Source organism: Spirillospora sp. CA-294931, assembly GCF_050946795.1.
Taxonomy (GTDB): domain Bacteria; phylum Actinomycetota; class Actinomycetes; order Streptosporangiales; family Streptosporangiaceae; genus Spirillospora.
In genome coordinates this window covers 7,078,256-7,101,650 of the sequence record NZ_CP192006.1, presented here as the reverse complement: position 1 = coordinate 7,101,650, position 23,395 = coordinate 7,078,256, and the positions used below count along the sequence as shown (strand labels likewise).

Sequence of the window (23,395 nt, the reverse complement as noted above, 5' to 3'; positions counted from 1 at the left end):
TCGTCCGACATCTACCAGGACCTGAACGAGCAGGGTACGGCCGATGAGCCGGACGAGGAGAACCGATGAAGAACCGTGGCGCGGCAGGCGGAGGGCGTCGCCCGACCCGCGACGCCGCCCCCCGGGGCGCGGTGCCTCCGGCCTTGCGCGGGGGCGGCGCGGGGCCGCCCGTGCGCGCGGTCTCGGCGCTGGTCACAAGGGTCGGGGCGCGGCCAGGCGCGGGATCCCGGTTCGGGTGAGCGAGGTTCGGCGTAGTAGGCTCCCGCAGGCCCCCGTATACCCCGCATCGGGAGGTTTCCCCCGAATGTGCCCCCCTGCCTTCGTCTCTCCCGTCCGCGCGGCCCGGGCGCAGTGATCGCGATGCCGCGCCTGTCGTCCATCCGCACGAGGATCAGCGTCCTGATCCTCGTGCCGCTGCTGTCCCTGGTGGCCCTGTGGGTCTTCGTGACGATCGTCTCTTTCGGAGACGTGAACCAGCTGCGGCAGGGCGGGATGTTCCGGGAGAAGGCGGTGGAGCCGTCCCACGAGCTCCTGGACGGCCTGCAGAAGGAGCGGCGGCTCTCGCTGGCCCATCTGGGCGGCGTCCCCACGGCCGACCGGGCCGCGCTGGACGCGCAGCGCCGCAGCACCGACGCCGCCCGCGAGACCGTGCGCCGCAACAGCCGCGACGCGGGCCTGCGCCGCCTGGTCAGGCCCGTGGTCCGGCAGCGGCTCGACGACCTGGTGGGCCACATCGCCGCGCTCGACGGGGTGCGCAGGACGGTCGACCAGAGGGGCGTCGACCGCGCCCGCGTCCTGCAGGAGTACTCGGGCATCATCGACGCGGGTTTCGCGTTCTACAACGTCATCACTCCCCGCAACGGGCACGTCACCTCCGACGTCCGGCTCAACACCTCCCTGGCCCGGGCCCGCGAGTACCTGTCCCGCGAGGACGCGCTGCTGACCGGCGCGCTCGGGACGGGACGGCTGACCGCCTTCGAGCGCGGCCAGTTCACCCAGCTCGTCGGGGCGCAGCGGTACCAGTTCTCCGACGCCGCCCCGAGCCTGGGCGGCGACGACCTGGCCCAGTACCAGCGGCTCGTGGCGTCCTCCGAATTCATCCGGCTGCGGATGCTCGAAGACCGGACCATGCGCTCGGTGGAGCGCCCCGTCCCGGCGCACCGTCCGGGCAAGGACCGGGGCGCGCAGGCCAACCGCGTCCCGTCCAACGCCGCGCCGGTCGACGCCGCCGCCTGGCGCGCCGCCGTCGACTCGGTCGGCGGCCGCCTGCTGGCGTTCGAGAGGAACGTGGCCGTCGGCACCTCCGAGCGGGCCGAGGGCATCGCGCGCGACCTCCTGCTGCGGCTGCTCCTGGCGGGCGGGCTCGGCCTGCTGGCGATCGTGCTGTCGGCCTTCATCGGCGTCCGGCTGGCGCGCGGCCTGCTGCGCGAGTGCCGCACGCTGGCCGCCCGCGTGGTCGACTTCACCCAGCGGCGGCTTCCGCTGCTGTCGGCGCAGGTCCGCGACGGCCGCCCGATCAGCCCCGGCGACGACGACCCCGAGGGCCGGTACCGCATCGACGAGATCCGGCAGATCTCCGAGTCGTTCACCCGTGCCCGCGAGGCGGTGATCGAGGCCGCCGCCGGCGAGCTCGCCGCCCGCAACGGGCTCAGCGAGGTCTTCGTCAACCTGGCCCGGCGCAGCCAGGCCCTGCTGCACCGCCAGCTCGGCCTGCTGGACGCCATGGAGCGCCGCACCGAAGACCCCGCCGAGCTCGGCGACCTGTTCCGGCTCGACCATCTGGCCACGCGCATGCGCCGCCACGCCGAGGGCCTGGTCATCCTGGCCGGACGGCCCGCCGGACGCGGCTGGCGGCGTCCCGTGCCCGCCGTCGACGTGGTGCGCGGCGCGGTCGCCGAGGTCGAGGACTACCCCAGGGTCCGCGTCGCGCCGCTGCCCCGGCTGGCCGTGCACGGCGCCGCCGTCGCCGACCTCATCCATCTGCTCGCCGAGATCGTCGAGAACGCCACCGCTTTCTCCCCGCCCGGGTCGCCGGTACGGGTCAGCGGCCACGAGGTCGGGCACGGCTTCGCGCTGGAGATCGAGGACCGCGGCCTCGGGATGACCGACGAGGAACTGGGGGCCGCCAACCGGCGGCTGGCCGACCCGCCCGACTTCGACCCGTCCGACAGCGCGCGGCTCGGCCTGTTCGTCGTCGCGCGGCTGGCCCGCAGGCACGGCGTCACGGTCACGCTGCGGCGGTCGCCCTACGGCGGCACGACCGCGATCGCGCTGATCCCGGGCTCGCTGGTCACCGACCTCCCCGAGCCCGAGCCCGCCGGGATCCGCCTGGTCACGGGCCCGCAACGCGCGCTCGCCCCGGCACGCGAGGGGACGGCGCCCGCGGCCTCGTCCGGGTCCGTCCGGCTGGTGGCCGAGCCCGAACCGGAACCCGAGCCCGAGGCGCCTCCCGCTCCCGAACCGGACGGCGACCTCGGGGGCCTGCCCAGGCGCAGGCGGCAGACCCACCTCGCGCCCCAGCTCGCCGCCAAGGTCGACGCGGACATGGCGGCGGCCGAAGGCACGGCGGCCGAGCCGGACGGCGATGAGGCGCGTACCCCAGAGAACATGGCCTCGAAGATTTCCACCATGCAGCGCGGCTGGCAGCGCGGGCGTGGCGAGGCCGAGCAGAGCCAGCACGAGAACAGGGAAGAGGGGGACGACACTCCATGACTTACCCGCAGCACGCCGGCCACGAGAGCGGCGGCGGAGGCGGCGGCGACCTGAACTGGCTGCTCGACAGCCTGGTGCAGCGGGTCGCCCAGGTCCAGAACGCGGTGGTCCTGTCGAGCGACGGCCTTCGCATCGCCGCCTCCAGCGGTCTCGGCGTCGAGAGCTCCGACCATCTGTCGGCCGTGGCCGCCAGCTTCCAGAGCCTGGCCAGGGGCGCGGGGGAGACCTTCGGCGGCGGCGCCGTCCGGCAGACGATCGTGGAGATGGAGAACGCCTTCCTCTTCGTCACCGCCGCCGGGCGCGGCGCCTGCCTGGCCGTCCTGGCCGACGCTGACGCCGATCTCGGGATGATCGCCTACGAGATGGCGATGCTGGTCACTCGGGTCGGCCAGCACCTGTCGGCCAACCCGCGCGTCCCCTCGGCGGGCCCGGGGGGCTTCTGAGGTGCACGAGTCACTGGAGCCGGAGACGCCGGAGCCCGAGGCCGCCGCGGCCTCGGGGCCGGACGCCCCCGGCTGGCTCGACGAGGACGCCGGGCCCGTGGTCCGGCCGTACGCGCTCACCGGCGGGCGCACCCACTACCGGGGGGACGAGTTCGACCTCGTCGCCCTGATCATCACCCGGGACGACGTGCCCGCCGACGAGGACGGCTCCCGCGCCCGCAAGTGGGAGCCGGAGCCCGAACATGAAATGATCTTGAGTCTGTGCCGCAATCCACTCACGGTGGTCGAGATCGCCGCCGAGCTCGAACTTCCGCTCGGCGTCGTCCGGGTCCTGCTGGGCGACCTCCTCGACCACTCCTTCATCCAGGTCCGCCGCCCCGCGCCGGTGGCTCAGTTCCCCGGCGAGCGGGTACTCAAGGAAGTGATCGATGGAATCCGTGCGCTCTGAACCCGGTGCCCCCAAGGGGCACGATTCGGCGCTGACCGTCAAGCTCCTGGTCGCCGGTGGCTTTGGCGTCGGCAAGTCCACGCTGGTCAGCGCGGTGAGCGAGATCCGTCCCGTCCAGACCGACGAGGCGCTGACCGAGCGAAGCGTCGGCATCGACGACACCAGCCATGTGGCGAACAAGACCACCACCACGGTCGCGATGGACTTCGGCCGCATCACCCTGCCCAACGGGCTGGTGCTGTTCGTGTTCGGCACCCCCGGGCAGGACCGGTTCTGGTTCATGTGGGACGAGCTGGCCAAGGGGGCGATGGGCGCGGTCGTGCTCGTCGACACCCGGCGGCTGGCCGACTGCTTCGCCTCGGTCGACTACTTCGAGCGCCGGGGCGTGCCGTTCATCATCGGCGTCAACCGGTTCGACGGGGCCGGACGGCACACGCCCGACCAGGTGCGCGCCGCGCTGGACCTGTCCGCCGACATCCCGGTGATCGACTGCGACGTCCGCGACCGCGAGTCGGCCAAGCAGATCCTGATCTCGCTGGTCGAGCACATCATGCGGACGATGAGCAAGGGCAACACCTCGGGGGCCCTGACCCACTGAGGCCGCGGGGAGACGGCTGACTTTGTCCTCTGAGTGAGGAAAGTTCGGAAGATCTAGGGAAAAGGTCTTCTCAACGCGGCGAAAGCCGGTTACGTTCGCGTCATACCCGATTCCCGAGGGGATGGCGTGATGCGGATGTCGGCGAGCCGACCCGAGAACGTGCACCAGGCACGCCTGCTGCGCCTGCTGCGCGACGAGGGGCCGCGCTCGCGCGCCGAACTGGGCGACGTCGTCCACCTGTCCCGCTCCAAGCTCGCCGTCGAGCTCGACCGGCTGGCCGAGCTCGGCCTGGTCGAGACCGCCGGTCTCGCCGCCTCGCGGGGCGGCCGCCGGTCGAGCGTCGTCCGGCTCGCCCCCGGGCTCCGCTTCGTCGCCTTCGACATCGGCGCCACCTCGATCGACGTGGCCGTCACCAACGGCGAGCTGGAGGTCCTCGGGCACGTCTCCGAGGACTGCGACGTCCGGCAGGGCGCGACCGTCGTGCTCGACCGGGCGCTCGACCTGCTGGGCAAGCTGCGCGACGAGGGCCTGCTCCCGAGCGTGCACGGCACCGGGATCGGCGTCCCCGGCCCGGTCAGCTTCCGCGACGGGATGCCGGTCGTCCCGCCGATCATGCCGGGGTGGGACCGCTTCCCCGTCCGGGACGCCATCAGCCAGGAGCTGGGCTGCCCGGTCCGGGTCGACAACGACGTCAACATCATGGCGCTGGGCGAGCTGCACGCGGGCCTGGCCAGCGGCGTCGACGACTTCCTGCTGGTCAAGATAGGGACGGGCATCGGCTGCGGCATCGTCGCCGGAGGGGCCATCCACAGGGGCGTCTCCGGCAGCGCCGGGGACATCGGCCACATCCGCGTCGACGAGGCCGGGCCGATGTGCGCCTGCGGCAACACCGGCTGCCTCGAGGCGTACTTCGGTGGCGCTGCGCTCGCCCGCGACGCCACCGCCGCCGCCCGCGACGGCAGCTCGCCGCAGCTCGCCCTGCTCCTGGCCGACCGCGCGGAGCTGACCGCGCGCGACGTGGCCGAGGCCGCCGCCGCGGGAGACGCGGTCGCCGTCCGGCTCGTGCGCGAGGGCGGCCGCAACGTCGGCCAGGTGCTGGCCGGGCTGGTCAGCTTCTTCAACCCCGGCCTGGTGATCGTCGCGGGCGGGGTGGCCGGGCTCGGCCACACCCTGCTCGCCGAGATCCGCGGCGTCGTCTACCGCCGGTCGCCCCCGCTGGCGACCGGCAACCTCCCGATCGTGCTGTCCGAGCTGGCCGGCCAGGCCGGCGTGATCGGCGCGGCACGCCTCATCAGCGACCACGTGTTCACCGACGCCTGAGCGAGGAGGCCCCCGTGGGCCAGGTGCACGGCAGCCCCCACCCGCTCCTGCGGATGCGGGGGATCGTCAAGCGGTTCCCGGGCGTGCGCGCCCTCGACGGCGTCGATCTCGACGTCCGGGCGGGGGAGGTGCACTGCCTGCTCGGTCAGAACGGGGCGGGCAAGTCCACCCTGATCAAGGTGCTGGCCGGGGCGCACCGTCCGGACGAGGGCGAGATCCTGCTCGACGGGAAACCGCTGCGGCTCCCCGACCCGCACGCCGCGACCCGGGCGGGCATCGCCACCATCCACCAGGAGCTCGACCTGGTCGACGGCCTGTCGGTGGCCGACAACATCTTCCTCGGCCACGAGCGGGCCAGGCTCGGCTTCACCCGCCGTGCCGAGGGGGAGCGCCGCGCCCGCGAGCTGCTGGCCGGACTCGGCCACGGCGAGATCCCGCCCCGCCGCGAGGCCGGACGGCTGCCCGCCGCCGGACGCCAGGTGGTCAGCATGGCCCGGGCCCTGTCCCACGACGCGCGCCTGATCGTGATGGACGAGCCGTCCGCCGCGCTCGCGCACGACGAGGTCTCCGGCCTCTTCCGGATCATCCGCGAGCTCACCGCGTCCGGCGTCGCGGTCGTCTACATCTCGCACCGCCTGGAGGAGATCCGCGAGATCGGCGACCGGGTGACCGTCCTGAAGGACGGCCGCTCCGTCGCCGGCGGCCTGCCCGCACGCACCACGCCGACGTCCGAGGTCGTCGCGCTGATGACCGGACGCGAGCTGGAGCACGCGTTCCCCGACCGGCCCCCGCCCGCCGACGATCGCCCCGAGATCCTGCGGGTCGAGGGGCTGTCGCTCGCGGGCGCGTTCGAGGACGTCTCGTTCTCCGTCCGGGCGGGCGAGATCGTCGGCCTGGCCGGGCTCGTCGGCGCGGGACGGTCGGAGATCCTGGAGACGGTGTACGGCGCGCGGCGTCCCACCCGGGGACGGGTGCTGATGGACGGCAAGCCCGTCCGTCCCGGGGACACGCAAGTGGCCGTCCGGCGCGGCATGGGCCTGGCTCCCGAGGAACGCAAGAGCCAGGCGCTGCTGCTGAACGAGAGCGTCGCGGCCAACATCAGCCTCGCGGGAATGGGGCGGTACGCCCGGTTCGGCTGGTTCGACCGGACGCGCGAGCGCGCGGACGCCCGCGCCCAGATCAAGGCGCTCGACATCCGCCCGCCCGACCCCGCCCGCGCCGTCCGGACCCTCTCGGGCGGCAACCAGCAGAAGGTCGTCCTGGCCCGCTGGCTGCTGAACGGGCGGCGGCTGCTGATCCTGGACGAGCCCACCCGGGGAGTGGACGTCGGAGCCAGAGCCGAACTCTACGGACTGGTCAGGACGCTGGCCGACCAGGGCATCGCCGTGCTGCTGGTCTCCAGCGAGGTGCCCGAGGTGCTCGGGCTGGCCGACCGCGTGCTGGTCCTGCGCGAGGGCCGCGTCGTCCACCAGGGCGACGCCGCGGACCTCGGCGAGCACGAGGTCCTTGAGATGATCATGGAAGGCGGCGCCCGATGACCGACACCTCGCTGAAGCAGGCGATCGCCAGGGCGCGGCCCGGGTCCGGAGGGCACGGCGAGATCCGGCACCTCGGCCTGGTGGCCGCGCTCGGGCTGCTGGCCCTGGTCGGCGTGCTGACCGAGCCCGACAACTTCGCCACCTCGGGCAACATGGTCGGCATCCTCGCGCTGGCGTCCACGATCGGCGTCATCACCGTCGGCATGACCTTCGTGATCATCGGCGGCGGCATCGACCTGTCGGTCGGCGCGCTGATGGCGCTGGCCTCGGTCTGGGCCACCACCGTGGCCACCCAGTCGTACGGGCCGGCCGTCATGGTGATCTGCGCGCTGCTCGTCGGCACCGGCGCCGGGCTGGTCAACGGGCTGCTCATCTCCTACGGGCGCCTCGTCCCGTTCATCGCCACCCTCGCGATGCTCGTGGCCGCCCGGGGCCTCGCCCAGCGCATGTCGGACCGCAAGACCCAGCTCGTCCGGCCGGAGAACGACGCCATCGAGGCCCTGTCGACCACCAAGGTCGCCGGGCTCCCGCTGGTGGTGTTCATCTTCGCCGCCGTGGCCGCCGCCGGATGGGTGCTGCTCAACCGCACCACCTTCGGCCGCCGGACGTTCGCCGTCGGCGGCAACCCCGAGGCGGCCCGGCTGGCGGGCATCAACGTCCGGCGCCACACCCTGGCCCTGTACGGGCTGTCCGGACTCTGCTGCGGCATCGCCGCGATCATCATCATGGCGCGGACCACCACCGGGTCCAGCACCCACGGCGACCTGTACGAACTGGACGCCATCGCCGCGGTCATCATCGGCGGCACCCTGCTCACCGGCGGCCGGGGCACGCTGGCCGGATCGATCCTCGGCGTCCTGGTCTTCACCCTCATCACCAACCTGTTCATCCTGAACGGGCTCCAGACCAGCGACCAGCTCATCGCCAAGGGCGCGATCATCGTCGCCGCCGTCCTGCTGCAGCGCCGCGGCCTGCGCTCACCCCTCTGACCCGCCCGCAACCACCCCCGCACTGGAGCACGCCATGCACGAGCGAAGCAGCCGTCCCAGCCGCCGAGGACTCCTCACCGGAGGCGCCGCGATCGCCGCGGGCACCCTCGCCGCCGCCTGCACGAGCAACGACGAGAAGAACCCGGCGCCCGCCGCCGTCGCGGCCAACGGCGGCGACAACGACAAGCCCGGCAAGAAGGTGACCATCGGGTTCTCCGCGCCCGCCGCCGACCACGGCTGGATCGCCGCCATCACCAAGAACGCCCAGGCCCAGGCCAAGCGGTACTCCGACGTCACCTTCAAGCCCGTCGAGCCGACCAACGACATCAACCAGCAGATCTCGGCCGTCGAGTCGCTCATCTCGGCCAAGGTCGACGTCCTGATCCTGCTGCCCAACGACGGCGGGCAGCTCAACCAGGTCGCCCGCAAGGCGATGGACGCCGGTATTCCCGTCGTCAACCTCGACCGCGTCTTCCCCGACAAGCTCTCCTACCGGACGTGGATCGGCGGCGACAACTACGGCATGGGCGTGGCCGCGGGCCACTACGTCGGCAAGAAGCTCAAGCAGAAGGGCGTCGCCAAGCCCGTCATCCTGGAGATCCAGGGCATCGCCACCCTGCCGCTCACCCAGGACCGCAGCAAGGGCTTCGCCGACGCGCTCAAGAGCTACGGTTTCACCGTGACCGCCCGCCAGGACGCCAAGTTCACCGTGGAGTCCGGCAACCAGGTCGCCGGGAACCTCCTCCAGGCCCACAAGAAGATCGACGCCCTGTGGAACCAGGACGACGACCAGGGCGTGGGCGTCCTGGCCGCGATCAAGCAGGCGGGACGCAAGGAGTTCTTCATGGTCGGCGCCGCGGGCTCGGCCAACGCCATGCGCGAGATCCAGGGCGGCAAGAGCGTCCTCGAGGCCACCGTCACCTACAGCCCGACCATGGCCGGATCGGCGCTGCGCGCCGCGCGGCTGCTGGCCCAGGGCAAGGGCATGAGCGACCTGGTCGAGCTCCAGGTCCCCCAATCGATCACGCTCGCGTCCGAGACCGTCGACCGGCAGAACGTCGCACGCTACCTGCCGCTCGGCTTCGAATCCTGAGGGGGAGCTCTATGACGACGGTCGGGGTCGGGCTCATCGGCCACGCCTTCATGGGCCGCGCGCACTCGCAGGCCTGGCGCAACGTCGGCGCCTTCTTCGAACCGGAGCTCACCCCGCTGATGACCGCGCTGGCGGGCCGCTCGGCCGAGCGCACCGCGCGGGCCGCCCGCGCGCTCGGCTGGGCGTCCGCCGAGACGGACTGGAAGGCGCTGCTGCGCCGCGACGACGTCCAGCTGATCGACATCTGCACGCCCGGCGACGGCCACGCCGAGATCGCCATCGCCGCGCTGGACGCGGGCAAGCACGTCCTGTGCGAGAAGCCGCTGGCCAACACCGTCGCGGAGGCCGAGGCCATGACCGACGCCGCCGACCGCGCCGCCGCCAAGGGCATCGTGGCGATGGTCGGGTTCAACTACCGCAGAATCCCGGCGATCGCCCTCGCCAGGAACCTGGTGGCCCAAGGGCGCCTCGGAACCGTCCGCCACATCCGCGCCCAATACCTCCAGGACTGGCTGACCGACCCCGAGGCCCCCTGGACCTGGCGCATGGACCGCGAGCGCGCCGGCTCCGGAGCCCTCGGCGACATCGGCGCCCACATCGTCGACGCCGCCCAGTTCATCACCGGCGACACCCTCACCGAGGTCTCCGGAACGCTCCACACCTTCACCGGAACGCGCCCCCACCCCGACGGCAGGAAGCCCGTCACCGTGGACGACTCGGCCATCTTCACCGCCCGCACCGCAGGGGGAGCCCTGGCCACCTTCGAAGCCACCCGCCTGGCCACCGGACGCAAGAACGCCCTGCGCATCGAGATCTCCGGCACCACCGGCGCGCTGGCGTTCGACCTCGAAGCCCTCAACGAACTCTGGCTCCTGGACGACCACGACACCACGGCCGGTTTCCGCCGCATCCTCGTCACCGAACCCGACCACCCCTACGCCGGAGCCTGGTGGCCCCCCGGCCACCTCCTCGGCTACGAGCACACCTTCACCCACCAGGCGGCCGACCTCCTGAACGCGATCGCGAACCGGAGCGCACCGTCCCCGTCCTTCGCCGACGGCCTCCAGGTCCAGCGGGTCCTGGCCGCCGTCCAGCAGAGCGCGGCCGCCCAGAGCACCTGGACGCCGATCCGATGAGACCCATCACCCTGTTCACCGGACAGTGGGCCGACCTCCCCTTCGACGAGGTCTGCCGCCTCGCCTCGGGCTGGGGCTACGACGGACTGGAGATCGCCTGCTGGGGCGACCACTTCGACGTCCGCCGGGCCCTGGCCGAAGAGGACTACGTCGCCCGCAAACTCGCGACCCTCGCCAAGCACGACCTGAAGGTCTGGGCGATCTCCAACCACCTCGTCGGCCAGGCCGTCTGCGACCACCCCGTCGACGAGCGCCACCAGGCGATCCTCCCGCCGCACATCTGGGGCGACGGCGACCCCGAAGGCGTCCGCACCCGCGCCGCCCAGGAGATGAAGGACACCGCCCGCGCCGCCGCCCGCCTCGGCGTCCAAACCGTCGTGGGTTTCACCGGCTCATCCATCTGGCACACCGTCGCGATGTTCCCGCCCGTCCCCGAATCCATGATCGAGCGCGGCTACGCCGACTTCGCCGACCGCTGGAACCCCATCCTGGACGTCTTCGACGCGTCCGGCGTCCGCTTCGCCCACGAGGTCCACCCGAGCGAGATCGCCTACGACTACTGGACGACCGTCCGCACCCTCGAAGCCATCGGGCACCGTCCCGCCTTCGGCCTCAACTGGGACCCGTCCCACTTCGTCTGGCAGGACATCGACCCGGTCAACTTCCTCTACGACTTCCGCGACCGCATCTACCACGTCGACTGCAAGGACACGAAGGTCCGCGTCGGCGACGGCAGGCGAGGCCGCCTCGGTTCCCACCTGCCCTGGGCCGACCTCCGCCGCGGCTGGGACTTCATCTCCACAGGCCGCGGCGACGTCCCCTGGGAGGACTGCTTCCGCGCCCTCAACGCCATCTCCTATGAGGGCCCGATCTCCATCGAATGGGAGGACGCGGGCATGGACCGCCTCCAGGGAGCCCCCGAAGCACTCGCCTTCGTCCGCTCCCTGGTGTCCATCACCCCTCCCACCAGCACTTTCGACGCCGCCTTCGAGCGTTGAACGCCCGTTGATCGGTTGTTGATCGGGCCCCGCCATAGTGGTTCTCGCACGGTTCGCCAGACGGCGACGCGGGCGCGTGGAGATCGCGGGGGTCTCCAGGCGCCCGTGCCGTGGGCGGGCCGTGCCGCTTGCGCGGCCGGGTGGTCGGGTTCGGGGGGATCTCGACCACCCGCCGCCAGGCAAGACGCTCCATCGCGTCCATGACACCTTGTCAAATTCGGGTCAATTCCGCCATGCTGCTGGCTGGCCGAGATCACCACGACCCGGGACCGCGATGACCATCAATGGCTGGGACCTCGACGTCCCCGGCGTCCAAGGCGTCCTCAGGCGCACCGCCACGGACTACGAGCCCATCGCCGAGACCATGAAGTCCTTCCCCGACACCTGCGAGAACGCGATCATGTTCTCCGGAAGCGACCTGGTCGGCAAGGCCCTCTCCGACTTCGCCCAGCACGAGGCCAAGGCCCTGGTAACGCTCTACGCCCGAGTGGCCAACTGCATCACCGGCGCCTCAAAGGCCACGAACGCCTACCTGGCGGCCGACAGGGCCATGGCAGAAACCGCCATGCGAAGCGCAAGCGCCGCCCCCGACATCAAGCGCCTCCTCAAACAATGATCGTCCCCGACGCGATCCTGGAGATCGCCGCCAAGGCCGACCCCGACGCCCTGGAAGACCAGGCCCGCGAGCTCCAAAGCTCCGGCGGCTCCATCCGCTCTGCGGGCGTCCAAATCGACCGCACCTGGCAGGGCCTCTCAACCGTCTACCGAGCCCCAGAAGCAACCGACCTCCTAGCGGCGACGGCCCCCATCAAAACCGCCGCCCAAACCGCAGAAACCGAACTGAACCGCGCAGCCATAGCCCTGGTCCACTACGCCCAGGAAGTCCGCGCGATCAAGGCCAGACTCAAAACCCTCCACACCGAAGCCAGGACCGTCGTCGCCAAGGCCGACGCCATGGGCCCCGAAAAGTTCGAAGAGGACGACGACCTCCAGCAGCAGAACGACTCCCTGATCAACCAGGTCAACGCCCTGGCAATGGCGTTCCAGGCCGCCCAGGAAAAATGCGCCCGAGCCATCTACGCCGCCTACGGCGGCAAAATGCCAAGCGCCCAAAAACCCACAGGCAAACCCCAACCCCTCCCCTGGGGCACCACAGAGAACCCAGACCTCCCCTGGTACAAAGACGCCTGGAACGGCGGCAAGTCCCTTCTAACAGGCTTCTTCAAAGACGGCCTATTCGGCGACGTCCAAGGCATCTGGAACCTGGCCACCTCCCCAAGCAAATGGTGGGGCACCTACAAAACCATCATGGCCCTGGGCGCCCCCATCTTCTTCACCCCCGTAATGATCGTCCCCAGCGTCCGCCGCAAGTCCTTCGAGTCCTGGCGGAAGTTTGGCAAGAGCTTCGTAGCCTGGAACCGCTGGAAAGACGACCCCGCCCGAGCCGCCGGCCAAACCCTCTACAACATCATCACCACAGTCGTCCCCGTAGGCCGAGCCGCCACCCCCGCCACCCTGGCCGCCGACGCCGGCAAAACCGCCAGAACCCTCCACACCATCAACAGAGCCACCCGCTACATAGACCCCATAGGCGAAGGCACCCGCCTGGCTGGGAAGGGCCCCAAAGTAGGCGACCTCCTCAAACACCTGAACCTCAAGTCCCCCAGCACCCCAAACCCTGAAGTCCGCTTCCCCGACCCTCAACGCACCCCTGGCCCAGAGCCTTCAGACCCTGCTCGATCACCTGAGACGGATCGAGGCCCTTCGAACGAGCCTCAAGGAGAGAAGGACACGGAGAAGGGGGCGACCGACGACGGTGGGGCGAGGTCTGGCAACGAGCACACCGGGGAAGGCAAGGGCGAGGGTGACGGCAGCGAATCCTCGGGCTCCAAGGATGATCGGGAAGGCGGCCGTCATCGTACCGATGATCCATCCCGGATCTACCGTGATGAGCACGGTCGCCTGACGAACGGAACTTACACTGTTGATCGCGCGAAGCAGAACAGACATGCGTACGGCCACGCACCCACGGAGAAGAGCGAGTTCCTCCCGCATGTCGATGCTGACAAGGCGACGCTGGATGCGGCATCTTATGCCGACAAGCATGACCTTTGGACTCGCGCGCGGGATGGAGCCAAGGCCAAGGTGTATGTAGTCAATGGCCCGGTCGGTGTGCACAAAAGGACCGGAGAGCTAACAAGCTGGTTGAACGTCTACAAAGACAGCCACGGAAAGATTCACGCCTCGCCAGGGAGCCCCGCGTGACCACAGAGAAAGACCTGGGGCCCGAGTTGGAAGCCTGGTCTCGGACGCGCCACCCATGGACGCCAGATGAACTCGTGGGCCTCGGAGCCGAGTTGGCCGAGGCGCTCGAAAGCGAGAAGGACTGGGACGGTTTCGCAGGAGAGAATTGGCTCGCGGTGTTCGAGGGCGACGTCATCCTCGTCTACGTCCACGCGTCATATCCACTTGTGGTGGTAAAAGAGTCTGTGGCTGCACGTGTGCAAGAGGTCGCTCCCAGTTCTGTGCCGATCATTGTCATCCCTGATTCAGCAGAACCTGTTTTGAGATGCGACCCGGAGATCCTCAAGCTCGCGTTCCCGGAGGACGCGGCGAGCTTCGAAGAGGCCATCGGTTATGGTGAATTCAACCCGGCCGCTTTTTCCATGGGTGATCTCTACTTTCGAACCGTCTAGTCATGATGGGCGTTTGCGCCAGCAAAGCGCATTCATGTGCCGTCGGGGTGGTCCGATTTTTGGCTGTTGGGGTATGGGGAGGGTCGAGTGGTTATTTGTGGATCATAAAAACGCCTCGCAATCGCAAGTGGTCTGGGAAGGCAGGCTGGCCAGGGCCAAGCAGCAGGGGCTGTCGGCATTGGAGGCTCTCCATCGGATGGCCGACGAGCCGGAGGATCCAGAGGGCGGTCAGGTTGCGAGCGGGGTGCCAGAGCAGGAAGCGCCGAGCCTGGACGCGCTGATAGAGATGGCCAACCCTGGATGGACGGCTCCTGCTGTGCCCGGCCTCGCCGAGAGGGCTACGTGGCCGGATGGGACACCGGTCGACAGGTCGAAGGGGTGGGGGGCGCTCAGCCCGTTTGAGATTCCTGAAACGGACTATCCGACGACAACGGGGTCGGCTGTTCGCTATCTCCCCGTTATGCGAATGGGGAATGTCCTCGGTTATCTGTGGGCTGCGGTCGCCGACGATGCGGCCTTCTACGTTGAGCGGGATGACGCCGGGGACGAGGGCTGGAATGCCGGTGGGCCCTGGGTTCTCCGGCTGCGCGAAGCACAAGCGATGGGGCTGACGCCATTGGAAGCGCTGCGGCATTGGGTGGGCGCACCGGAGGACGCGGCTGCGGGTGGGGTCCCGGCCGACGCCCAGGAATTGGAAGCTCCTAGCTTGCGCGCTCTCAAGGTGATCGCGGGAGTGGAGGCTGGTGATTTGTGACTAAGGATGTTGTGGCTTTGGTGGCTCGGGAGCCGGATCTTGAGGCGGTGGCTTTGGGGTTGGGGGCTGCTGGGACTGGGTGGCGGGTTTTGGGGTTGGAGGAGGGTGGGGTTATTCAGTTGTGTGATGAGGGTGGGGAGTTGGTGGTGGGTATTGAGATGCCGGTTTTGATTCGGGTTGAGGGGGAGGTTGAGCGGGTTTTGGGGCCTGAGGTTGGTGGGTTGGGGGTGCCTTTGTGGTGGGTTGAGGTTCGGGCTGCTGAGGGATTTGCGGGGTCTGAGGCGGTGGCTTTGCGGTTTGCTTCTGCCTTGGTGGAGCGGTGTGGTGGGGTTGTTTGGGTCGATCATCCGGCGCATGTGGGGGGTGGGGATGCATCCGGGGGTTGATTTTTGGTCGGAGCGGGCTTTGGTGATGGTGCAGCATCGGCCCTTGGTTTCTTTGTCTTCGTGGGTGGCCGATGTTTTTCGGGTTTGTGGGGAGCGGGAGTTTCAGCTTCTTACATCGGATTCGGCTTTTGTGACGATGCCTTTGAGGCTTGGTTTTGGGCAGTCGATGGCTCGGTGGGTGGTGCGGACTCCGGAGAGCGAGTATTTCGATGGGGTGAGTGGGGTGCCCCTGGTTTGGGATGAGTCCGCGTTTGTTCCCGTTGAAGGGAAGGTGCGTCCTGCGGTTGATTATGAGGGGACGCAGTTGGTGGTGCGGGTTACTGTGCGGCATGAGGCTCGGGAGCCTGTTTTGGGGGAGGTTTCTGAGGTTTTGTGTTCTGTCCTCGCGGATGGGGCGCCTGTGGGGTGGGGGACCTCGGAGCCTGCGGCTAATGTTTGGCGGCCTGGGGATTTGAGTGAGGTATGTCGGGCGCGGGCTCCGGAGCCTACGTGGCTGGTGTTTGTGGGGGAGTCGGGAGTTGTTGGGACGATCGAGGTTGTGCGGGCTGTGGGGGGTTTGGAGGAGACCGTTACCTGCGCCGTGGGGTATGAGGGAGACGTGCCCGATCTGGGTGAGTTGGTTGAGTGGGTTGCGGGACGGTTTGAGGTTGTTTCTCTGACGGCGCAGGTTCTGGGTGGGCGTAGTGATCTTGCTGTGGGGCCTTTGGCGGGGCCTCCGCGGCCTGTGGGGGTTGCTGTTGGGCAGGCGGGGGTTCAGGATTTGGGGGATTTGGAGGGGGCTCGGCTTGTGGGGGCTCCGGGGCGGCCGGTGGCCTGGTTCGAGGTTGGGGATGGGCGCAGTCTGGAGGCTTGGGGGCCGTTCTTGGAGGTTTTGGCTAGGGGGTGAGGACGAGTTTGCCGGTCGTTCGGTTGGATTCGCCTTGGTGGTGGGCCTTTGCGGCTTCGGCGAGTGGGTGGACGGCGGCTATTTCGGCTTTCAGGCGGCCGGTTGCTGCTAGGGCGGCTATTTCTTCGAGGTGGGCTCGGTCTTGCTCTACCAGGAGTTCCAGGGTTTTGGTGGGCGGGAGGTCGGCCAGGTTGCTGAGGACGAGGGAGACCAGGGTTCCGGTGGGGGCCAGGGTTTTGAGGGAGCGGGGGCCGTAGTCGCCGCCTATGCCGTCTATGACCAGGTCGATGTCTTTGAGGGTTTCGGCGAAGTCGGTGGTTTTGTAGTCGATGAGTTCGTCGGCGCCCAGGGATTTGAGGAACGCGTGTTTGGCCTGGCTGGCTGTGCCTATTACGTGGGCGCCTTTGGACTTGGCCAGTTGGACGGCCAGGTGGCCTACGCCGCCGGCGGCGGCGTGGATGAGGACGCGTTGGCCTGGTTGAAGGTTGGCTGCTTCTAGGGACTGGTAGGCGGTCAGGGCTGCCAGGGGGAGGGCTGCCGCCTGGATGTGGTCGATGTTGGCCGGTTTTTTGACGAAGGTTCTTGAGGGGGCCTTGACGTATTCGGCGTAGGCGCCCGCGCCGTTGGGGTAGGGGAGCATTCCGAAGACTTCGTCGCCTGGGGCGTGGAAGGTGACGCCCAGTCCTACTTCTTCGACGGTTCCGGAGACGTCCCAGCCGAGGATGAACGGGGGGTCGCCCAGGAGGCCGCCGGTGGCGCGGTGTTTCCAGTCGGTGGGGTTCAGGCCCGCGGCGTGGACACGGACGAGCACCTCGGCGGGGCCGGGGGTGGGACGGTCGATGTCGATTTCCCTGAGGACTTCGGGGCCGCCCAGGACGTCTTGGCTGATGGCTCTCATGCTCCTCAGCCTGCCCGGGTGTCCGCTGGGCTGACAGTGGCTTGGTTGCCAAGGGGTGTAAGGATCTGGCCATCACCCTTGCGGGGGAGAGGGGCGCTACCTCGGCGGGAAGTGGGACTGGCGGGGTGGGCTGTGTGCTTGGAGGTGTTCGCGTCTTCGAGCTGGGAGGCCGTCGTGCCGCGTTGGGTTGTCTGGGCGGCGCGTGCCGTTCCGCTGGCCGTTTTGCCTTCGGGGGTGGGGTTCGCGGCGCACGATTGGTGGTTGGCGCTCTTTGTGGTGGCGGAGGGGCTTGCGCTTCTTACGCTGGGGTTGGTTCGGCCTTGGGGTGAGGTGCTGCCCCGGTGGGTTCCCCTGGTGGGTGGACGGTCTGTGCCCACGATGGTCGCGGTGGGGGTTTCTGCCTTGGGGGCCGTGGCCGTGACGTTCTTGACGTTCTCGGGGGCGCTCGTGTGGAACCGGGTCGACGCGCCGCATGGTGTCGCGGGCGTGCTGATGGCGGCCTGCTATGCGCCTTTGCTGGCGTGGGGTCCGTTGCTGGCGGTGGTGACCGTCGCCTATTACCTGCGGCGGCGGGTCAGTCCATCTCCGACAGGCGGGACGGGTCGAAGCTGATCGGGAAGGGCCGCTCGGTCGTGAAGAGCTCGCCCGACTTGGCGCGGTGGGTGGTCTCGTAGCCCGCTTCGGTCAGGGTCAGGGCGGTGACCAGGGGTTTCGGTTCGAGGTCGATGATCCAGTAGTGCTCGATGCCCAGGGACGCGTATTCGGCGACCTTGCCGACGCGGTCGGTGCGTTCGCTGCCGGTTCGGGGGGTGACGACCTCGGCTGCCAGGAGGAGGTCGGGGCCGTAGTAGGTGCGGGCCTGGCGTTCCAGGACGGAGCGGGCGACGTCCCGGCCGACGACGAAGACGTCGGGCTTGCGGATGCCGGACGGGGTCGTCACCTCCTGGGGGCTGCCCGCGACGTGGACGTCGGCGTCGGCCTGGTGGGCGGCCTCCTTGAGGATCGCCTTGAGCGCCTCGGCGGCGTGGTCGTGCCACAGGTCGCCCGGCAGTTCGGCGAGCCAGCCGTCGGCGAGTTCGTAGTGCCGGCCGTCGCGGGGCAGGGCGTCGAGGTCGTGGAGCGTGTACGGGCCGTGGCTGTGGCCGACCATGGGTCCCCCTTCCCTGGTGATCATCGAATGTAGTGGACGGGCGCCCGGGAGCCTCGGAGGCATCGCGCGAAGTCTCTCGATTTGGGAGGGGAGTGGAGTTAAGATACATCTCGAATTGGGCTTGACTCTCCCCTCGGTGGAGACCTCAGGCTCGGTCCAAGAGAGCGAGGGAGAAGTGATGAGCGTCGAGCAGCGACCGGCCGCCCCGCGCGTCTCGGACCATGATCGCGACGAGGTGCTCGTCCGGCTGCACACGGCCTATGCCGAGGGACGCCTGGACGACGCGGAGCTCGACTCCGGCATCGACCTGGTCCTGGCCTCGCGCACCTGGGCGGAGCTCGACCGGGTGGCCGCCGAGGTGCCCGCGCCGTACGAGGAGCCCGCGCCCGGTGGGTCCGGACGGTTCCAGCTCGCCTTCAAGAACCGCGTCCGGCGGACGGGACGCTGGCGTGTCCCCGAGAAGCACACCGCCGTGATCTACAAGGGCGGCTGCCTGCTCGACCTGCGCACGGCCGAGCTGACCGGCCCGCTCACCGTGCTGCGGATCATCGCCTACAAGTCCGAGGTCGAGATCATCGTGCCCCCGGGTGTCCGTGTCGTGGCGGACGGTATGGGCGTCTCCACCGACCTGCGCGCGGTGCCGTCGCGCCAGGCGCCGGTCGTCCACGTCAAGGGCCTGGCCTACAAGGGCTCGATCGAGGCGAAGAATCACCAACCTTTGCCCTGAGACGATATAAACGCTCCGGATGTCCCGGTCGGGTGAAGGAGCGGCGTGACGGAGCAGGGCCCAGGGCGCGAATTGACGTCCCGTGAAACACGGGAACGGCTGGCTTCGTCCGCCCCCGCGCAGGGCGTGTCACCGTGGGTGCGATCCCACCAGGCATGGCGCGCCGCAGGACTCTCCTGGGGGCATGAGGGCGCCGCCCGCGCGCCCGAGGTCGCCTGGCCCGGACGCCGGGTCCTCGCGGTCGCCGCCGGGACGCTGGTCGTCGTGGGTGTCGGCGCGTTCGCCCTGGGCGGCGGCGACGAGGAGCGCGGACCCGCGAAGGCCGCCTCGCCCGCGTTGGTCGAGGGCGCGTTCGCGGCCGACCCGGCCGCCAGGGCCGACGGTCTCGTCCAGCAGTTCACGGCGGTGACCTCGGCGGGCGGCGTGGTCGTCGTGGCCGGTACCGAGGGCGCCGGTGACGGCGCGACGGGCCGCGACCGCACCGCGTTCGTGGTCTCGCCCGACGAGGGCCGCACCTGGCGGCAGGCGCCGGTCGACGCGGCCGTGCCGGGCGACCGTCCGCAGCTGGTCGCCGGGGGCTCGGGACGCTGGGTCGCGCTGGGCGAGGCGGGCCGGGGCGGCACCGCCCTGTGGACGAGCGCCGACGCCCTGCGCTGGACGAGGCTCGCGGCGTCCTTCGGCCCGAAGGAGCGCGTGAAGGCGCTGGTGCGCACCCCGGGGGGCTTCACGGCCGTCGGGACGTCGAACGCCCGCGCGGCCGCGTGGACGTCCGCCGACGGGCGCACCTGGCGGCGGTTCGACCCGGGGGGCGACATCACCGGGTTCGATCGCGTGGTGGCGTCCGGGAACGCGCTGGTCGCCCACGGGACGTTCGCCACGCGTGGCAAGAAGCCCAAACGGGGCGAGGGGCTGTGGCGGTCGGCCGACGGCGGTCAGCGCTGGACGCCGGTCAACCTCCCGCAGGCCAAGGGGTCTTTCGGGCCCTCGGTCGGGCTCGCGGTCGGGCCGGGCGGCGTCTACGCCGTCCGCGAGGGCAAGCGGGTCACCGGGCCCAAGAAGCGCCGCAAGACGGCCCGGTTCGCCGTGGTCTTCGGCGCCGCCGACGGGTCGGCGTGGGCGCCGGTGGCCGAACTGGGCGCCATGGAGTTCGGCGGGGTGCGGTGGTTCGCCGGAGGGCCCACCGGGCTGGCGGCCGTCGTCCTGGGCAAGGGCGGGGCGCGGCTGGTGCTGCGCAGCGCCGACGGCCGCGCCTGGAAGCCCGCCGGAGACCTGGGCGCGCCCGGCCCGGGGGCGTCGCTGAGCGGCCTCGCGGTGGCCGGTGGCGGGGCGGTCGCGGCCGGACGCCAGGGCGACGACGCCTACCTGGCCGTCGCCGGGACGTCGGCGACCGTCGTGGACCTGACCAAGATCCCCGGGGTGGTGCGTCCCGAGCGCGTCGTCGCGGGCCTGGCCTCGGCGGGGAACCGCGCGGTGGCCGTGGGCAGCACCAACGGTGACGCGGCCGTCTGGACCACCGCCGGCGGGACGACCTGGCGCCGCGCCACCAGCACCGAGTTCGGCGGCGGGCGCCTGGGCGGCCGGGGCCAGGGACGCCAGCGGCTGCTCGACGTCGTCGCGACCCCGAAGGGCTGGCTGGCCGCCGGACGCTGGACCGGCGCCAAGGCGGGCGGGGGACCCCTGGTCGTCACCTCGCCGGACGGCGCCGTCTGGACCCGCGCCAAGCTTCCCGACGGCCAGTCGGCGTCCGGCGCCGCGTCGGGCCCGTCCGGCCATGTCGTCGTCGGGGCGGCCAAGGGCACCGCGGCCGCGTGGCACTCGGCCGACCTCGCCGTCTGGACGCGCGGCGGCAACGCGGGCAAGGGCGATCTCGACGGCGCGACCTGGATGCGCGACGTCGCCGCCACGACCAGGGGTTACGTCGCGGTCGGCGGGCGCAAGGGCGGCAGGCCCGGCGCGGGCGGCGCCGAGCTGCCCGCGATCTGGACGTCACAGGACGGCCGCAAATGGACCGCCGTGGCCTCCCCGTCGCTGCCGTCCGGTCTGGTGTCGGGGAGCCTGACCCAGGTCGTGGCGCGCGGCGACCTGCTGGTCGCGCCCGGCTGGGGCGTCCCGTCCGGCCCGGCTCCGGTGCCCGTGCCGCTCGCGGCCGTCTCGGCGGACGGCGGCCGCACCTGGCGCACGCACGTTCCCGAGGGCGCGGCGTCCCTCACCGCGGCGGCCGCGACGGGCCGCGGACTGGTGATCGCCGGGACGACCGGCGCTCCGGGCTCTTTGGACGCCGCCCTGTGGAGCACGTCCGACGGCACGTCCTGGCGCCGGACCCCGGGCCCGGGAGGACCCGGGGACCAGCGGCTCACCGCCCTGTCCACACTCGGCCACCAGTTGGTGGGCGCCGGGGTCGGCTCCGGCGCCTCGGGCGAGGCCCCCTTGCTCTGGCGGGCCCCCACCCCCTGATCAGCTCAGCCGTTGCAACCGCAGGAGCACCCTTTCGGGCACGAGCAACCGCCGCCATGTCCGCAACTGCATCCACCTTTTGCCATGGACGGAACGTACCTCCGCCCCCGGGGCGGGTCTATGACCGTGACGCGAGGTGCTTCCTGCCACCGGGCCACACCTGTTTGTAGCGACCGGCGTCGTCCGCGCGATAATCAGACAACCGCGATGGCCGGCGGCACTGGGCAGCGCTCGCCGGCCATCGCTTCTTCGTTCCGCTACTTGGCGCTCATGTCGATACGGACGACCGAGGGGTCGCGGTCGCCGGAGCGGTCGGAGAACTCCGCCCCCCGGTGGACGATGTCGAACTCGTGCTTGCGGCGCTGGAGCGACGGGCTGAGCAGGATGTGGTCGAGGGCCTGGGAGTTGCCGCCCGCGACGGCGGTGTAGCGCTCGGGCTCGGGAAGCTCGGACGGCAGGTCGCGCAGCCCGGTCTCCCGGGTCAGCGTTTTGAGCGGCGTCGCGAACTCGCGCTCGTTGAGGTTCCCGGCGACGATCACTTCGGCGTCGCGGTCGACGGCCTGGATCGACTTGACGAAGCCGGCGACGGAGCGGGCCTGGGCGTCGCGGCGCCACTCGGTGGGCCGCTGGGGCGGCTGGCGGCGGCCGAACAGCGGCTCGTCCTCGCTCGTGGAGCGGAACCAGTGGTTGGCCACGACGATGATGCGGCGTCCCTGCCAGGTCACCTCGCCCGCCAGGGGCTTGCGGGTGGCGCTCCACGCGGGGTCGCCGGGGGAGACGCGGCCGGGGCTGAGGCTCAGGCGGGCGCGGCCCGTCCCGTCGTCGACCGCCTGGACGCTCGTGGACGCGACCCCGGGTGTCTCTTCGGGGATCTCCTCGTCCGGGGTACGGGAGGGCCGGTCGACGAAGCTCAGGCCGCGGTCGGTGCGGAAGAGGAAGCCCACCCGGGGGTTGCCGCCGCGCTCGCCGCCGTCGGCGTTGTCGCGGGGCGAGACCGAGCGCCAGTCGTAGGCGGGGCCGCCGGCCTCGCTGATCGCCGCGATCAGCTCGGCGACGGTCTGGTCGGCGGCGACGGTTCCGTCGTCGTCGGGGCCGCTGTTGTCCTGGACGCCGGTGACGGTGATCAGGTCGGGGGAGCCGAGGCCCGCGACGATGTCGCCCGCCAGGGTCGCGAACCGCTCGCGGGGCGTGTCGGGGTTCAGGTCGCCGAGGTCGGCGGTGGCCACGGCGAGCTCGCCCGGCCGGGCGGGACGGGTCGTCTCCCGGGACAGGCCCCCGGCACGCAGCCGGGGTGACGCGGTCAGCAGCAGCTTGAAGTCGCCGTGGCCGTAGTCGAGAACGCCGTCGTTGGCCCCCGGGAGGGAGTCGCCGACGTTCATCCCCGGCAGGGACGCCAGGACGTCGTCGAGGATGACGCGCTCGGGGTTGGGGTCGGTGGCGCGCAGGACGATGCCGCCGCGCGCGGTGCGGGTGCCGCCCCCGGCGGGTAGGACGGCGACCTCGCCGTAGCGGGACGGCCCGGCCGCGACGGCGTCCTGGATCCTGACCCGCATGCCTTCGAGGGACTCGTAGAAGTCGAGGCCGTTCCCGGCGGCGTCGAAGCGCCCGGTCTCCGCGTCGGGCCGCGGGTCGCTGATGACCGCGTCCGGGGCTCTGCGGCCCTTGGAGCCGAGGACGGCGGGCGGCGGCAGGGGCGTGCCGCGCGCGGTGACGCTGGTCGCCGTGGCGTCGATCTCGGTGCGGCCGAGCGCGGCCGAGGAGGCCCCGCCGGGACGGAACTCGCTGACCTTGCCGTCGACCCTGACCGCGTCGCCGACCGTGACCGAGGGACGGGTGCGGGTGAAGACGAACACGCCCTCGGAGGTGGCGTCGGAACGGTCCGGCTGGGGGTCCTGCATCCAGAACCCGTTGCCGGACACGGCGGTGACCACGCCCGGGATCGCGGCGACCGACGTCCCGTTGACCGGGGACACGTGCCCGGGGCCCTGGACGTCGCGGATGCGCCGGGCCACGGGCGCCTGCGCGGCCGCGGGCGGGGCCAGGACCAGGGGCGCGGCGAACACGGCCCCGGCGATCAGCGCCAGGACCGGGGACGGACGCCGTGCCCGCCCGAAACCATCCGAATCAGCCAACCTCGCTCCATGAACGGCGGAGAAAAGTCCATTGAAC

At 70.8% G+C, this 23,395-nt stretch carries 21 protein-coding genes; 18 read left to right on the top strand and 3 right to left on the bottom strand.

Annotation, left to right across the window (positions count from 1 at the left end; genetic code table 11):
- Positions 1–360: 360 nt before the first annotated feature.
- The 15 genes from ACQPY4_RS32000 to ACQPY4_RS31930 all read left to right on the top strand — a co-directional run bounded on the left by ACQPY4_RS32000 (position 361) and on the right by ACQPY4_RS31930 (position 15,997).
- On the top strand, positions 361–2,712 hold the full coding sequence (locus ACQPY4_RS32000) for a sensor histidine kinase (RefSeq protein ID WP_433327234.1): 2,352 nt from the start codon (positions 361–363) through the stop codon (positions 2,710–2,712).
- Positions 2,709–3,155 carry a roadblock/LC7 domain-containing protein gene (locus ACQPY4_RS31995; RefSeq protein WP_433327232.1) on the top strand — a complete coding sequence of 149 codons (447 nt, stop codon included), beginning with the start codon at positions 2,709–2,711 and terminating at the stop codon, positions 3,153–3,155. Before ACQPY4_RS32000 ends, ACQPY4_RS31995 begins: the two co-directional genes overlap by 4 nt.
- Position 3,156: 1 nt before the next feature.
- Positions 3,157–3,603 (top strand): DUF742 domain-containing protein, encoded by a 447-nt coding sequence (locus ACQPY4_RS31990; RefSeq protein ID WP_433327230.1) that lies wholly within the window; start codon positions 3,157–3,159, stop codon positions 3,601–3,603.
- Complete coding sequence (locus ACQPY4_RS31985; RefSeq protein WP_433327227.1) at positions 3,584–4,201, top strand: GTP-binding protein; 618 nt, start codon at positions 3,584–3,586, stop codon at positions 4,199–4,201. Before ACQPY4_RS31990 ends, ACQPY4_RS31985 begins: the two co-directional genes overlap by 20 nt.
- A 135-nt stretch (positions 4,202–4,336) precedes the next feature.
- The gene (locus ACQPY4_RS31980; RefSeq protein WP_433327225.1) at positions 4,337–5,521 is read left to right on the top strand and encodes an ROK family protein; all 1,185 of its coding nucleotides are present in this window, start codon (positions 4,337–4,339) and stop codon (positions 5,519–5,521) included.
- A gap of 14 nt (positions 5,522–5,535) precedes the next feature.
- Entirely contained in the window at positions 5,536–7,059 is a 1,524-nt protein-coding gene (locus tag ACQPY4_RS31975; protein WP_433327223.1) for a sugar ABC transporter ATP-binding protein, read from the top strand.
- Positions 7,056–8,048, top strand: a complete 993-nt coding sequence (locus ACQPY4_RS31970) for an ABC transporter permease (RefSeq protein WP_433327221.1) — start codon at positions 7,056–7,058, stop codon at positions 8,046–8,048. The genes ACQPY4_RS31975 and ACQPY4_RS31970 overlap by 4 nt, the downstream gene beginning before the upstream one ends.
- Before the next feature lie 34 nt (positions 8,049–8,082).
- Positions 8,083–9,141: an ABC transporter substrate-binding protein gene (locus tag ACQPY4_RS31965; protein ID WP_433327219.1), complete on the top strand. Its 1,059-nt coding sequence runs from the start codon at positions 8,083–8,085 to the stop codon at positions 9,139–9,141.
- A gap of 11 nt (positions 9,142–9,152) precedes the next feature.
- The gene (locus ACQPY4_RS31960; RefSeq protein WP_433327217.1) at positions 9,153–10,277 is read left to right on the top strand and encodes a Gfo/Idh/MocA family protein; all 1,125 of its coding nucleotides are present in this window, start codon (positions 9,153–9,155) and stop codon (positions 10,275–10,277) included.
- Positions 10,274–11,275 carry a sugar phosphate isomerase/epimerase family protein gene (locus tag ACQPY4_RS31955; RefSeq protein WP_433327215.1) on the top strand — a complete coding sequence of 334 codons (1,002 nt, stop codon included), beginning with the start codon at positions 10,274–10,276 and terminating at the stop codon, positions 11,273–11,275. The genes ACQPY4_RS31960 and ACQPY4_RS31955 overlap by 4 nt, the downstream gene beginning before the upstream one ends.
- A gap of 274 nt (positions 11,276–11,549) precedes the next feature.
- The gene (locus ACQPY4_RS31950; protein WP_433327213.1) at positions 11,550–11,891 is read left to right on the top strand and encodes a DUF6507 family protein; all 342 of its coding nucleotides are present in this window, start codon (positions 11,550–11,552) and stop codon (positions 11,889–11,891) included.
- Positions 11,888–13,540, top strand: a complete 1,653-nt coding sequence (locus ACQPY4_RS31945; RefSeq protein WP_433327211.1) for a hypothetical protein — start codon at positions 11,888–11,890, stop codon at positions 13,538–13,540. Before ACQPY4_RS31950 ends, ACQPY4_RS31945 begins: the two co-directional genes overlap by 4 nt.
- On the top strand, positions 13,537–13,971 hold the full coding sequence (locus tag ACQPY4_RS31940) for a hypothetical protein (protein WP_433327209.1): 435 nt from the start codon (positions 13,537–13,539) through the stop codon (positions 13,969–13,971). Before ACQPY4_RS31945 ends, ACQPY4_RS31940 begins: the two co-directional genes overlap by 4 nt.
- 73 nt (positions 13,972–14,044) lie before the next feature.
- Positions 14,045–14,725 (top strand): hypothetical protein, encoded by a 681-nt coding sequence (locus ACQPY4_RS31935; RefSeq protein ID WP_433327207.1) that lies wholly within the window; start codon positions 14,045–14,047, stop codon positions 14,723–14,725.
- A 354-nt stretch (positions 14,726–15,079) separates the two neighbouring features.
- A complete protein-coding gene (locus tag ACQPY4_RS31930; RefSeq protein ID WP_433327205.1) occupies positions 15,080–15,997 on the top strand; it encodes a DUF6177 family protein in 918 nt (305 codons plus the stop codon).
- On the opposite strand, the gene ACQPY4_RS31925 is transcribed toward ACQPY4_RS31930, so the two are convergent.
- On the bottom strand, positions 15,987–16,895 hold the full coding sequence (locus ACQPY4_RS31925; protein ID WP_433327203.1) for an NADP-dependent oxidoreductase: 909 nt from the start codon (positions 16,893–16,895) through the stop codon (positions 15,987–15,989). The genes ACQPY4_RS31930 and ACQPY4_RS31925 overlap by 11 nt on opposite strands.
- A 144-nt stretch (positions 16,896–17,039) precedes the next feature.
- Between ACQPY4_RS31925 and ACQPY4_RS31920 the strand changes: the two genes are divergently transcribed.
- On the top strand, positions 17,040–17,507 hold the full coding sequence (locus tag ACQPY4_RS31920; RefSeq protein ID WP_433339116.1) for a hypothetical protein: 468 nt from the start codon (positions 17,040–17,042) through the stop codon (positions 17,505–17,507).
- Here the strand turns inward: ACQPY4_RS31920 and ACQPY4_RS31915 are convergent.
- On the bottom strand, positions 17,470–18,045 hold the full coding sequence (locus ACQPY4_RS31915) for a Uma2 family endonuclease (RefSeq protein ID WP_433327201.1): 576 nt from the start codon (positions 18,043–18,045) through the stop codon (positions 17,470–17,472). The two genes, ACQPY4_RS31920 and ACQPY4_RS31915, sit on opposite strands and share 38 nt — an antisense overlap.
- 178 nt (positions 18,046–18,223) lie before the next feature.
- Here ACQPY4_RS31915 and ACQPY4_RS31910 point away from each other — a divergent pair, with 178 nt between their 5' ends.
- Positions 18,224–18,772 carry a DUF1707 SHOCT-like domain-containing protein gene (locus ACQPY4_RS31910; protein WP_433327199.1) on the top strand — a complete coding sequence of 183 codons (549 nt, stop codon included), beginning with the start codon at positions 18,224–18,226 and terminating at the stop codon, positions 18,770–18,772.
- 138 nt (positions 18,773–18,910) lie between these two features.
- Positions 18,911–21,226, top strand: coding sequence for a hypothetical protein (locus tag ACQPY4_RS31905; protein WP_433327197.1), 2,316 nt, complete (start codon positions 18,911–18,913; stop codon positions 21,224–21,226).
- A 257-nt stretch (positions 21,227–21,483) separates the two neighbouring features.
- On the opposite strand, the gene ACQPY4_RS31900 is transcribed toward ACQPY4_RS31905, so the two are convergent.
- Positions 21,484–23,358 (bottom strand): endonuclease/exonuclease/phosphatase family protein, encoded by a 1,875-nt coding sequence (locus tag ACQPY4_RS31900; RefSeq protein ID WP_433327195.1) that lies wholly within the window; start codon positions 23,356–23,358, stop codon positions 21,484–21,486.
- Between the last annotated feature and the right edge of the window lie 37 nt (positions 23,359–23,395).

Coding starts and splice junctions, on each gene's coding strand:
- ACQPY4_RS32000 (WP_433327234.1), top strand. CDS start 361: ATGCCGCGCCTGTCGTCCATCCGCACGAGGATCAGCGTCCTGATCCTC.
- ACQPY4_RS31995 (WP_433327232.1), top strand. CDS start 2,709: ATGACTTACCCGCAGCACGCCGGCCACGAGAGCGGCGGCGGAGGCGGC.
- ACQPY4_RS31985 (WP_433327227.1), top strand. CDS start 3,584: ATGGAATCCGTGCGCTCTGAACCCGGTGCCCCCAAGGGGCACGATTCG.
- ACQPY4_RS31980 (WP_433327225.1), top strand. CDS start 4,337: ATGTCGGCGAGCCGACCCGAGAACGTGCACCAGGCACGCCTGCTGCGC.
- ACQPY4_RS31970 (WP_433327221.1), top strand. CDS start 7,056: ATGACCGACACCTCGCTGAAGCAGGCGATCGCCAGGGCGCGGCCCGGG.
- ACQPY4_RS31965 (WP_433327219.1), top strand. CDS start 8,083: ATGCACGAGCGAAGCAGCCGTCCCAGCCGCCGAGGACTCCTCACCGGA.
- ACQPY4_RS31960 (WP_433327217.1), top strand. CDS start 9,153: ATGACGACGGTCGGGGTCGGGCTCATCGGCCACGCCTTCATGGGCCGC.
- ACQPY4_RS31955 (WP_433327215.1), top strand. CDS start 10,274: ATGAGACCCATCACCCTGTTCACCGGACAGTGGGCCGACCTCCCCTTC.
- ACQPY4_RS31950 (WP_433327213.1), top strand. CDS start 11,550: ATGACCATCAATGGCTGGGACCTCGACGTCCCCGGCGTCCAAGGCGTC.
- ACQPY4_RS31945 (WP_433327211.1), top strand. CDS start 11,888: ATGATCGTCCCCGACGCGATCCTGGAGATCGCCGCCAAGGCCGACCCC.
- ACQPY4_RS31935 (WP_433327207.1), top strand. CDS start 14,045: ATGGGGAGGGTCGAGTGGTTATTTGTGGATCATAAAAACGCCTCGCAA.
- ACQPY4_RS31930 (WP_433327205.1), top strand. CDS start 15,080: ATGTGGGGGGTGGGGATGCATCCGGGGGTTGATTTTTGGTCGGAGCGG.
- ACQPY4_RS31925 (WP_433327203.1), bottom strand. CDS start 16,895: ATGAGAGCCATCAGCCAAGACGTCCTGGGCGGCCCCGAAGTCCTCAGG.
- ACQPY4_RS31915 (WP_433327201.1), bottom strand. CDS start 18,045: ATGGTCGGCCACAGCCACGGCCCGTACACGCTCCACGACCTCGACGCC.
- ACQPY4_RS31910 (WP_433327199.1), top strand. CDS start 18,224: ATGAGCGTCGAGCAGCGACCGGCCGCCCCGCGCGTCTCGGACCATGAT.